This is a genomic window from Marinobacter sp. E2 (genome assembly GCF_055755345.1).
In genome coordinates this window covers 1,738,326-1,750,418 of record NZ_CM146911.1, presented here as the reverse complement: position 1 = coordinate 1,750,418, position 12,093 = coordinate 1,738,326, and the positions used below count along the sequence as shown (strand labels likewise).

At 58.6% G+C, this 12,093-nt stretch carries 9 protein-coding genes; 2 read left to right on the top strand and 7 right to left on the bottom strand.

Features of this window, described 5'->3' with window-relative positions; genetic code table 11:
- Positions 1–34 precede the first annotated feature (34 nt).
- The 7 genes from lpdA to sdhC all read right to left on the bottom strand — a co-directional run bounded on the left by lpdA (position 35) and on the right by sdhC (position 9,122).
- Complete coding sequence (lpdA, locus tag AC0J1C_RS07990; RefSeq protein WP_091984974.1) at positions 35–1,477, bottom strand: dihydrolipoyl dehydrogenase; 1,443 nt, start codon at positions 1,475–1,477, stop codon at positions 35–37.
- A gap of 35 nt (positions 1,478–1,512) precedes the next feature.
- Positions 1,513–2,742, bottom strand: a complete 1,230-nt coding sequence (gene odhB / locus AC0J1C_RS07985) for a 2-oxoglutarate dehydrogenase complex dihydrolipoyllysine-residue succinyltransferase (protein ID WP_473046346.1) — start codon at positions 2,740–2,742, stop codon at positions 1,513–1,515.
- A 25-nt stretch (positions 2,743–2,767) separates the two neighbouring features.
- The gene (locus AC0J1C_RS07980) at positions 2,768–5,602 is read right to left on the bottom strand and encodes a 2-oxoglutarate dehydrogenase E1 component (protein ID WP_473046345.1); all 2,835 of its coding nucleotides are present in this window, start codon (positions 5,600–5,602) and stop codon (positions 2,768–2,770) included.
- 312 nt (positions 5,603–5,914) lie between these two features.
- On the bottom strand, positions 5,915–6,619 hold the full coding sequence (locus AC0J1C_RS07975; protein WP_473046344.1) for a succinate dehydrogenase iron-sulfur subunit: 705 nt from the start codon (positions 6,617–6,619) through the stop codon (positions 5,915–5,917).
- A gap of 14 nt (positions 6,620–6,633) precedes the next feature.
- On the bottom strand, positions 6,634–8,406 hold the full coding sequence (gene sdhA, locus AC0J1C_RS07970; protein ID WP_473046343.1) for a succinate dehydrogenase flavoprotein subunit: 1,773 nt from the start codon (positions 8,404–8,406) through the stop codon (positions 6,634–6,636).
- Positions 8,407–8,409: 3 nt separating this feature from the next.
- Entirely contained in the window at positions 8,410–8,754 is a 345-nt protein-coding gene (sdhD, locus tag AC0J1C_RS07965) for a succinate dehydrogenase, hydrophobic membrane anchor protein (protein WP_091984961.1), read from the bottom strand.
- Positions 8,748–9,122, bottom strand: a complete 375-nt coding sequence (gene sdhC / locus AC0J1C_RS07960) for a succinate dehydrogenase, cytochrome b556 subunit (RefSeq protein WP_375191343.1) — start codon at positions 9,120–9,122, stop codon at positions 8,748–8,750. Before sdhC ends, sdhD begins: the two co-directional genes overlap by 7 nt.
- 512 nt (positions 9,123–9,634) lie before the next feature.
- On the opposite strand from sdhC, the gene gltA reads away from it, so the two are divergent.
- On the top strand, positions 9,635–10,909 hold the full coding sequence (gltA, locus tag AC0J1C_RS07955) for a citrate synthase (RefSeq protein WP_375191344.1): 1,275 nt from the start codon (positions 9,635–9,637) through the stop codon (positions 10,907–10,909).
- A 190-nt stretch (positions 10,910–11,099) separates the two neighbouring features.
- Positions 11,100–11,975, top strand: a complete 876-nt coding sequence (locus AC0J1C_RS07950) for an NAD(P)-dependent oxidoreductase (RefSeq protein ID WP_473046342.1) — start codon at positions 11,100–11,102, stop codon at positions 11,973–11,975.
- Positions 11,976–12,093: the final 118 nt, after the last annotated feature.

Sequence of the window (12,093 nt, the reverse complement as noted above, 5' to 3'; positions counted from 1 at the left end):
TTAATGTCCCGAATTAAAGAATTCCTGGTTTGCGTTACTTCTTCTTGCGGCGGTTGGCGATGTGAATCGCGCCACCACCGACGGCCAGTGCTGCTTCGTGCACGGACTCTGACAGAGTCGGGTGTGCAAAGCAGGTCAGGGCCAGATCTTCGGCGCTGGAACCGAATTCCATGGCGATCACGCCCTGGGCAACGATTTCAGAGGCCTGGGGACCAACTACATGAAAACCGACGATGCGGTCAGTCTTCGCGTCCGCGATGATCTTGACCAGGCCAGCCGCCGAGTTTGCAGCCATGGCACGACCATTGGCGGCAAACGGGAACGTACCCACATTGTATTCCTCACCCTCAGCCTTGAGCTGTTCCTCGGTCTTGCCGACCCAGGCCACTTCCGGAGAGGTGTAGATCACGTTCGGGATGCAGTCGTAATTTACCTGGGGCTTGTGCCCGGCAATACGCTCGGCAACCATGATGCCTTCTTCAGACGCCTTGTGGGCCAGCATCGGGCCACGCACCACGTCACCGATAGCCCAGACACCCGGGGCCTCGGTCTTGCAGTTGTCATCAACGAAGATGAAACCGCGCTCGTCCATCTGAACACCGGAATCCTCGGACAGCAGGTTGTCGGTGTACGGACGACGGCCAACGGCAACAATCAGCTTGTCAAACTTGGCTTCTTGCTTGCCCTTGGAATCTTCATAGGTCACGTTGACCAGCTTGCGCTTGACTTCAGCGCCGGTCATACGGGCACCCATGACAATGTTCAGGCCCTGCTTCTGGAACTGCTTGAGCGCGTCCTTGGCGACCTGCTGGTCAACCGCCGGCAGGAAGGTATCCACGGCTTCCAGAACAGTGACTTCTGAGCCCAGGCGCGCCCACACGCTGCCCAACTCAAGACCGATAACGCCGGCACCAATCACGCCGAGGCGCTTGGGCACTTCGGTGAACTCCAGGGCGCCTTCGGAATCGACAATGTACTCGCCGTCAAACGGCGCGGGCGGAATCTGGATCGGCTTGGAGCCGGTGGCCAGAATCACGTTCTCGGCCTCGTAGGTCTTGGTCTTGCCGTCCTTGTCGGTCACTTCCACCTTGCGACCGGCCAGCAGCTTGCCGTGCCCGTGGATGGAGGTGACGCCATTGGACTTGAACAGACCGGCAATGCCCCCGGTCAGCTGCTTAACGATGCCGCCCTTGCGCTCCATCATCTTGCCGATGTCCATCTTGACATCCTTGGCGATGATGCCCTGCATCTCGTAGTCGTGGGTGGTTTCCTCAAACTTGTGGGAAATCTCCAGAAGTGCCTTGGAGGGAATACAGCCCACGTTCAGGCAGGTGCCGCCCAGAACCTGGGACTTGCCGTCTTTGGAAGTCCAGGACTCAACACACGCGGTCTTGAGACCGAGCTGCGCCGCCTTGATGGCCGCAACGTAGCCCCCCGGGCCCGCACCAATGACAATGACGTCGTACTTATCAGACATAATTAATCCCGTTTTCCGATTCGTTAAAGGTCGGCTCAGACGTCCAGCAGAATACGTGCCGGGTCCTCAAGCATTTCCTTGATGGCAACGAGGAACTGCACCGCTTCCTTGCCATCGATCATCCGGTGGTCGTAAGACAGCGCCAGGTACATCATCGGCAGGATTTCCACCTTGCCGTTGACGGCCATCGGACGCTCCTGGATCTTGTGCATGCCCAGGATGGCTGTCTGCGGCGGGTTCAGGATCGGCGTGGAGATCAGCGACCCGAAAATGCCACCGTTGGTAATGGTAAAGGTCCCGCCGGTCATGTCTTCGATGGCCAGCTTGCCCTCTTTCGCCTTGGTGCCGTATTCGACGATCTTCTTCTCGATGTCGGCCAGGCCCATGGCGTCGGAATCACGCAGGACCGGAACCACCAGGCCGCGATCGGTGGATACCGCCACGCCGATGTCCTGGTAGCCGTGGTACACCATGTCGTTACCATCAATGGAGGCATTCACCGCCGGGAAGCGCTTCAGCGCCTCGGTAGCCGCCTTGGTGAAGAAGGACATGAAGCCCAGCTTGATGCCGTGACGCTTCACGAAGCTGTCCTGGTACTGCTTGCGCAGTTCCATGATCGGCGCCATGTTCACTTCGTTGAAGGTGGTCAGCATGGCCGCGGTCTGCTGGGCATCCACCAGGCGCTTGGCGATGCTGGCGCGCAGACGGGTCATGGGTACCCGCTTCTCGGGACGCTCACCCTGGGCAACGTTCACTTCCGGCATGCCGGCCGTCGACTTGGGCGCAGCGGCACCGCCGGAGGACTTGGCGCTGTCCACGTGGTTCTGCACGTCTTCCTTGGTCACACGGCCGTCTTTGCCGGTGCCCTTGATGGCGTTGGGATCGACGTTGTTTTCCTCGGCCAGCTTGCGTGCAGCCGGGCTCAGGATCGCCTCACCGGACGAAGCCTCGCTCTTGGCCTCTTCCTTGGGCGCTTCGGCCTTGCTCTCTTCTTTCTTGCCTTCGGCAGGCTTGGACTCACCCGCAGCGCCTTCCTTGAACTTGCCGACTACCTCACCGCTTTCAACGGTATCGCCTTCGTTCTTGATGATTTCCTCAATGACGCCGTCCGCCGGCGCAACCACCTCAAGAACCACCTTGTCGGTTTCGATATCGACAATCAGTTCATCGCGTGAACAGGCTTCACCGGGCTGCTTGTGCCAGGTCGCAACAGTACCCTCTGCGACCGACTCCGGGAAAACGGGGGCTTTAATCTCAGTTGACATTACAGATCCTTAGTTCGGTAGCTCGTCAAATTTCAAACGCGTCGTTAACCAGTTTCTTCTGCTCTTCAATGTGGACCGACATATGGCCACAGGCGGGAGCAGCAGAAGCGTCACGACCGGCGTACTGAAGGTACAGCTTGGGATTCAGGCGATGCAGTGCGTTGCGCATATGATGCTGACTGCAGTACCAGGCACCCTGGTTCATCGGCTCTTCCTGGCACCAGACCACGTGCTTGAGCTTGGAGTAGTGGCTCAGAAGCTCATCCAGATCGTCGGCCGGGAACGGGTACAGCTGCTCGATCCGGACGATCGCAACGTCGTCGCGTTCATCGGACTTTTTCTTTTCCAGGAGATCAAAGTACACCTTGCCAGAGCACAGGATCAGGCGGGTGACCTTCTTGGGATCCGACGGCTCTTTCTCTGGCAAAACGGTCTTGAAGGTGCCAGTGGTCAGATCGTCCAGATCAGACGTGGCTTCCTTGTGCCGCAACAGGCTCTTGGGCGTGATTGCCACCAGCGGCTTGCGCAGCGGGCGTTTGACCTGACGACGGAGCATGTGGAACACCTGGGACGGCGTGGTGGGCACGCAGACCTGAATGTTGTGTTCCGCACACAGCTGCAGGAACCGCTCGAGACGCGCGGAACTGTGCTCCGGGCCCTGCCCTTCGTAGCCATGCGGCAGCAGCAGGGTCAGCCCGCACAGGCGGCCCCACTTGTGTTCGCCACTGGTCAGGAACTGGTCGATGACCACCTGGGCGCCGTTGGCAAAGTCACCAAACTGGGCTTCCCAGACCACCAGACCGCTCGGAGAGGTCGTTGCGTAGCCATACTCAAAGGCCATGACCGCTTCTTCCGAGAGCAGCGAGTCGTAGATCTCGAACTTCGGCTGGTCGTCGGCAATCTGCTCCACGGCGATGTGGGTGGAACCGTCCTTCTGGTTGTGCAGTACTGCGTGGCGATGGGAGAAGGTGCCACGGCCCACGTCCTGGCCGGTAATCCGGATCGGGTGACCCTCGTTGAGCAGTGTGGCGTAGGCCATCACTTCACCGTAGCCCCAGTTAATGGGCAGGGCGCCGGCGGTCATCTTCTCGCGGTCAGAGACAATCTTCGCAACCTGGCGCTGGATACTGAACCCTTCTGGAACCGAGGTCAGCTTTTTACCGAGCTTCTGGATAGTCTTCAGTGCCACGCTGGACTTGCACTTGGCCGTCCATTCGTGACCCAGGTAGGGAGTCCAGTCAACGTAGAGTTCCTTGTTGGGCTCCTTGACCAGGGACTTGACCACATGATCGCCGTTGTCGAGCGCGTCACGGTAGTCGTTCTCCATCTGCTTGGCTTCTTCCTCGGTGATCACACCGGCTTCAACCAACTGATCCACGTACAGGTTGCGGGTGGTCTTGAGCTTGCGAATCTTGTCGTACATGACCGGCTGGGTTGCCGCCGGCTCGTCCGCCTCGTTGTGACCACGACGACGGTAGCAGACCAGATCGATCACCACGTCGTTCTTGAACTCGTTGCGGTAATCCATGGCCATCTGGGTCACGAACATCACCGCTTCCGGATCGTCGGCGTTCACGTGCAGAATCGGCGCCTGAACCATCTTTGCCACATCGGTGCAGTACTCGGTAGACCGGGCATCTTCCTGCTTGCTGGTGGTAAAGCCGACCTGGTTGTTGATCACGATATGGATGGTACCGCCCACACCGAAGCCCCTGGTCTGGGACATCTGGAAGGTTTCCATCACCACGCCCTGACCGGCAAAGGCCGCGTCACCGTGCATGATGATCGGCACCACCTTGCTGCCGTCCTCGTCGTTACGGCGGGTCTGACGGGCGCGAACCGAGCCCTCGACCACCGGCGACACGATCTCCAGGTGAGAGGGGTTGAACGCCATGGCCAGATGCACTTCTCCGCCCGGGGTCATCACGTTGGACGAGAAGCCCTGGTGGTATTTCACGTCACCGGAGCCGGAATCCGCCAGTTTCTTGCCTTCAAACTCGTCGAAGAGCTCCCGGGGGTTTTTGCCAAGGGTGTTGACCAGCACGTTCAGTCGGCCACGGTGCGCCATGCCCAGAACGATTTCTTTCGCGCCATAGGAACCCGCCCGCTGGATCAGCTCGTCCAGACACGGGATCAGGCTCTCGCCCCCTTCCAGGCCAAACCGCTTGACACCCGGGTAACGGGAGCCGAGGTATTTCTCGAGACCTTCAGCGGCAGTCAGTCGCTCAAGGATGTGCTTGCGGGTGGCAGGCTCGTACTCGGGGCGCGAACGCACGGGCTCCATGCGCTGCTGGAACCAGCGCTTGATGCGGGTATCCACCACGTGCATGTATTCAGCGCCGATGCTCTCGCAATAGGTCTGACGAAGGCCCGAAACGATGTCTCCGAGCTTCATGGTCTCGGAGCCGAAATTCAGCGACCCGGTCTGGAATTCGAGGTCGTTATCGGAGGACGAAAGCTCGTGGAACGACGGATCCAGATCTTCAACCTGCGGACGCTGCCAGACACCCAGCGGATCCAGCTTCGCTTCCTGATGCCCGCGGAAACGGTACGCGTTGATCAGCTGGAGAACGCGAATCTGCTTTTTATCCGCGTCGGAGGTGACGCTGGCAGGGACGCCGCTGGCGAGGAAACGTTGGTTGCGGGAGATGTGTTCGAATTGTTCGCGGATGGAAGAGTGGACAATATCGCGGCCGTGGTAGCCATCGACACTGGGGAGTTTGTCGAAATAGCTGCGCCACTCTTCAGGTACGGCGTTCGGGTCGGTCAGATAGGTTTCGAAAAGCTGTTCAACATAGGCCAGATTTCCACCCTGCAGGTGGGAAGTCTGCCATAACTGCTCCATTATGCTTTCGTGCATCTTGAATAGCTCACCTTGGGCTGGTGCGGGGAGCCAGATATGGTCGGCCAGGGGTATATCTCAGTCAATACGGGTTTTTACGGGATCGACTTTGGCCACCACACCCGACATTGGATGTTTTCCTTTCCCCGGTGGTTTTTTGTGCTCAGCAAACTGGGTGAAAACTTTATAAGTTCCCGCCACGGCTTGCGTAGTGTGCACCCGGGTAAGACTTTTGACTATAAGCCTTTCGTTGAAGACCCCGCAATTTGCGGGGCCTTCCGGGTACAACTCTGGTCAGAACAGTATAGCGTCTGTCGTCAATCCTGCTGCTCAAGTAGCCCGTTGCAGCAGAAGATTCCGGATGTGGCCGATAGCCCTTGTGGGGTTCAGGCCTTTCGGGCAGACACTGACACAGTTCATGATGCCCCGGCAGCGGAACACGCTGAACGGGTCGTCCAGGCTGGCCAGACGCTCTTCCTGGGCGGTATCGCGGCTGTCCGCGAGGAACCGGTAAGCCTGCAGCAGGCCGGCAGGCCCCACAAACTTGTCCGGATTCCACCAGAATGACGGGCAGGAGGTAGAGCAACAGGCGCACAGGATGCACTCGTACAGGCCGTCAAGCTTTTCCCGGTCCTCGGGCGACTGCAGCCGCTCGATGGCCGGTGCCGGCTTGTCGTTGACGAGGTACGGCATGACCTTCTCGTACTGCTTGTAGAAGAGGCTCATGTCGACCACCAAGTCACGGATGACCGGCAGGCCCGGCAGAGGACGCAGAACCAGCTTGTTGTTCTTCACAACCTGCGACACCGGCGTGATGCACGCCAGGCCGTTCTTGCCGTTCATGTTCATGCCGTCGGACCCACACACGCCTTCACGACAGGAACGGCGGTAGGCCATGGAAGGATCGCGCTCCTTGATCAGGTTCAGGACATCCAGAACCATCAGGTCCTTGCCTTCCGGAAGCTCCAGGTCCACGTCCTGCATATAGGGCGCGTTGTCGGTTTCCGGGTTGTAACGATAAAGGCTTACTAACATTTTCGGCGTCCCCCTTAGTAAGTCCGAATCTTCGGTTCAAACTTGTCCACGGTCTTCGGCGCGAAGTTTACATCACGCTTGCCAACACGCTTGTCGAGCGGGAAGTACATGGAGTGCTTCAGCCAGTTTTCATCGTCACGCTCGGTAAAGTCGTTACGGGCGTGAGCGCCGCGACTTTCCTTGCGTTCGAAGGCGGACACAGCAGTGGCCAGGGCCACTTCGTACAGGTTATCAAGCTCCAGCGCTTCAATCCGCGCCGTGTTGAAGGCGCTGCTGGTGTCAGCCAGCTTGGTCTTGCGAACGCGCTCACCAATGGCTTCCAGCTTCTTGAGGCCCTCTTCCATGCTCTTGCCGTCACGGAAAACGCCGAAGTACAGCTGCATGCAGTTCTGGAGATCCTTGCGGACCTCGGCAACGCTTTCACCTTCAGAGGCACTGTTGAGACGGTCAAGACGCGCCATGGCACGCTTGATGTCGTCTTCGCTGGCGCCGTCTACCTCGAAGCCACCACGCAGCTGCTCCTCGATGTGCAGACCGGCCGCGCGGCCGAATACCACCAGGTCGAGCAGCGAGTTGCCGCCCAGGCGGTTGGCACCGTGTACCGATACGCAGGCAGCTTCGCCACAGGCGAACAGGCCGGGAATCGGCTTGTCGTTGCCGTTTTCATCCTGGGTCAGGGCCTGGCCACCCACGTTGGTGGGAATACCGCCCATCATGTAGTGGCAGGTCGGCACAACCGGGATCGGCTCTTTTACCGGATCCACGTGCGCAAAGGTGCGCGACAGCTCACAGATACCGGGCAGACGCAGATTCAGGGTTTCCTCGCCAAGGTGATCCAGCTTCAGCAGTACGTGATCCTTGTCCGGACCACAACCACGACCCTCGAGGATCTCGATCACCATGGAACGTGCAACCACGTCGCGGCCAGCGAGGTCCTTGGCGTTCGGCGCGTAGCGCTCCATGAAGCGCTCACCCTCGGAGTTGATCAGGTAACCGCCCTCACCCCGACAGCCTTCGGTCACCAGGGTGCCCGCACCGTGGATACCGGTCGGGTGGAACTGCCACATTTCCATGTCCTGTACCGGGAAGCCGGCACGCAGGGCCATGCCGATACCGTCGCCGGTGTTGATCAGGGCGTTGGTGGTGGAGGCGTAGATCCGGCCAGCACCACCGGTGGCCAGGACGGTCGCCTTTGACTTGATGTAGGCGACTTCGCCGGTTTCGATCTCGATGGCGACAACACCGACTACTTCGTCTTTGCTGTTCTTCACCAGATCCACCGCGTACCACTCGTTCAGGAAGGTGGTGCCGCCCTTGAGGTTGGCCTGGTACAGGGTGTGCAGCAGCGCGTGACCGGTACGGTCGGCAGCAGCACAGGTACGGGCAGCCTGACCACCCTTACCGTAATCCTTGGACTGACCACCAAACGGGCGCTGGTAGATGCGGCCCTGCTCGGTACGGGAGAACGGCAGACCCATATGCTCCAGCTCGAACACGGCTTGCGGACCAACGGAACACATGTACTCGATGGCGTCCTGGTCACCAATGTAATCCGACCCCTTGACGGTGTCATACATGTGCCAGCGCCAGTCATCGTTCGGGTCGGCACTGGCAATCGCGCAGGTGATACCGCCCTGGGCGGAAACGGTGTGAGAGCGCGTTGGGAAAACCTTGGTGATACAAGCAGTATTAACGCCAGACTCGGTCAACTGGAGGGCAGCACGCATACCGGCACCGCCGCCGCCGATCACGATCGCGTCAAAGGACATGGTCTTGATATTTGCCATCGATTAAAGCCCCCAAAGAATCTGAATGCCCCAGACCACATAGACGAACATGGTCAGCCCACACGCCGCCTGAACGACGAACCTCGGACCCATGGCCTTGATGTAGTCAGTGGTTACCGTCCAGAGCCCCACCCAGGCGTGAGCGCCAATGGAAAGCAGTGCCATGAGGGTGAAGATGCGGAACCAGGTCTGGTTGAACAAAGCATTCCAGGTGTCGTAGTTGACGTCCGAGGTCAACAGAAAACCAAGAAGAAAAATTGTATACAAAGCAAGTACGTAGGCCGTTACCCGCTGGATCAGCCAGTCGTAGACACCGCTGCGACCCAGGTTCGTGACGCTGTTTACCATACCCAGACTCCTGCCAGAACGATGAGAATGACGGAAACCACAATCGTGATCTTGGAGGCGAGGCGGCCGCTCTCGAGCTCTTCACCGATGCCCATATCCATTAACAGGTGCTTGATACCGGCCACCAGGTGGTAAAGCAGAGCAGACAAGATGCCCCAGATAATCAGCTTGGCAAGGAAGCTGTCCAGCAGTTCACTCACACGGCTGAAGCCCTCTTCCCCGGAAAGGGAAAGCTGAAGCCCGTAAAGCAGGAACGCAACACCAACAAAAATGATGATGCCGCTGATACGGTGCAATATGGACGTAATGGCTGGCAGCGGAAAATGAAACTTGCCGAGATCGAGATTTACTGGTCGTTTGCTATTCACAGCGCTCTCACACTCTCTCTTGGTTCCGCGGGACCGGAAAACCGGGTGCGGATGGTTGGTATGTAAGGATCAGTACGACGACACAGGACCGACGCATGATTGGCTCGGAAGGGTGCAAGGCTTACCGGAAACCCGCTATAGACAGGTTGAGTCCGGGCGTTCCCCCTATTTCCGGGCTACGGATTATAAGGAGTAGGCTAAGCAATTACAAACCTGCAAGGCCGCACGGGCCGGGTATTTCAGAGGGTTAAGCCAGCTATAAGGATGATTGACAAACCCTTTTGATACCCGCAGGGTGCGTTATTGGTGATATCCCTCATTTACAGCCAATGTCAAATTCTGACTTTTCCCGCCCCTTCCATTGACAAAAAAAGCCAACGCCCTATATTTTGCCGCCAGTTTTGCGATAATACGCGCCTTCCATAAGTCTGCGCAGCGGGAACGGCCCAGACTTTATGCGCATCTATAACCATGTAGATAAAGCTGTCAAAGCTGATAAATAGGAGAGCACCATGACCGACAGGAAAGCCACGCTCTCGGTGGGGGAAAAGTCCATTGAGCTACCGATCTATTCCGGCACCGTCGGCCCTGACGTTATTGACGTACGAGGCCTGGTCCAGGAAGGCGTATTCACCTACGATCCGGGATTCGTTTCCACGGCCGCCTGCGAATCAGCCATCACCTACATCGACGGCGCAAACGGCGTTCTCCTTCACCGCGGCTACCCTATTGACCAGCTGGCCGACCACTCCGACTACCTCGAAGTCTGTTATCTGCTGCTGAACGGCGAGCTGCCTAGCGCCGAGGAAAACCGCAAGTTCCACGAAACCATTAAAAACCACACCATGCTGCATGACCAGATGCGCAATTTCTTCAACGGCTTCCGCCGTGATGCGCACCCGATGGCCATCATGTGCGGCGTGGTGGGTGCCCTGTCTGCGTTCTACCACGACCAGATGGACGTAACCGACGAAACCCAGCGCCAGATCACGGCGCATCGCCTGATCGCCAAGATGCCGACCATTGCGGCCTGGTGTTACAAGTACAGCCTGGGTCAGCCGTTCATGTATCCTCGCAATGACCTGTCCTACTCAGAGAACTTCCTGCAGATGATGTTTGGCGTGCCCTGCGAGGAGTACAAGCCGAACCCGATCCTGGCCAAGGCCATGGACAAGATCTTCATTCTGCACGCGGATCACGAGCAGAATGCGTCTACCTCCACCGTACGCCTGGCTGGCTCCACCGGCGCCAACCCGTACGCGTGTATCGCCTCTGGCATTGCCGCCCTCTGGGGCCCGGCACACGGCGGCGCCAACGAAGCCGTTCTGGACATGCTCGCGGAAATCGGCGACGAAGCCAATATCGAGAAGTTCATCGCCAAGGCCAAGGACAAGGACGACCCGTTCCGTCTGATGGGCTTTGGTCACCGCGTTTACAAGAACTTCGATCCGCGTGCCAAGGTGATGCGCGAGACTGCCCACGAAGTGCTGCAGGAACTGGGCCTGGAAAACGATCCGCTGCTCAAGATCGCCCAGCGCCTGGAGAAGATCGCCCTGGAAGACGAATATTTCGTGGAGCGCAAGCTGTACCCGAACGTCGACTTCTACTCAGGCATCATCCTCAAGGCGATCGGCATCCCGACCTCCATGTTCACAGTCATCTTCGCGATGGCCCGCACCATTGGCTGGTTCTCCCATTGGAACGAAATGGTCAGCGGCAACTACCGCATCGGGCGTCCGCGCCAGCTGTACACCGGTTCAGACAAGCGGGACTACCCGAAGAGCTGATTGCCTTAACGGCACACCCGGTTGAACAGAAAAGGCCGCTGAGACCAGCGGCCTTTTCTTTTTTCGGCGCCTGATCATCAATCGAAAAAGCACGAGCGCCGGATCTGCGGTATGCTCTTGCCTGTTTCCTGTTATACGATCCTGTTCACAACCAATCATAATCAGCAACTTACAGCAGGCGGAGATCACTATGACAACGACAGTATCCTTCATTGGCCTCGGCGTTATGGGCTACCCGATGGCGGGCCACCTGGCGAAGGCGGGCTACGAGGTGCGCGTATGGAACCGCACCGCCTCAAAGGCCGAACAATGGGCCAACGAATACCAGGGTACGGCCTGCAAAACCATCGCCGAGGCCGTTCAGGGTGCGGAATTTGTCATGACCTGCGTGGGCGCAGACAAGGATCTCGTCGAGGTGTTTCAGGGTGACGACGGCATCATTGCCAAGGCCCCGGAAGGTGCCATCCTGATTGACCACACCACGGCCTCCGCCGGCATTGCGGAATGTCTGTCTGCGGCGGCCGCAGAACGCAACCAGGCCTTTATCGATGCCCCCGTGTCGGGTGGCCAGCAAGGGGCTGAAAACGGCAAGCTCACTGTGATGTGCGGCGGTCCCGAGTCGGCGTTTGCCAAAGCCAAGCCGGTGATGGACAACTATGGCCGGGCGGTCACGCTGATGGGCCCCGTGGGTAGCGGACAGAAAACCAAGATGGTGAACCAGATTGCCATTGCCGGCCTGGTTCAGGGGCTGTCAGAGGCCCTCCACTTCGCCGAACAGGCAGGCATGGATGTGGAAAAGGTGGTGGAAGTGATTTCCAAGGGCGCTGCCCAGTCCTGGCAGATGGAAAACCGTTCGGGAACCATGATTGCCGGCGAGTTCAATCACGGCTTTGCGGTGGACTGGATGCGTAAGGATCTGGGTTTTTGCCTGGATGAGGCCCGGAAGATCAATGCCTCGCTGCCGGTGACGGCCCTCGTGGACCAGTTTTACGCGGACGTGCAGTCCATGGGTGGGAATCGATGGGATACGTCGTCGCTGATACAGCGGCTGCGGAAGTTTCGCTAGGAGAGAATGGTGGTAACGCCCCCCTCTCCCCAACCCCTCTCCCGCCAAGGGAGAGGGGCTACTGCGGAACTTGAAACCTGAACCTTAGAGCACCCTTTCCCCTCCGCGGGAGAGGGGC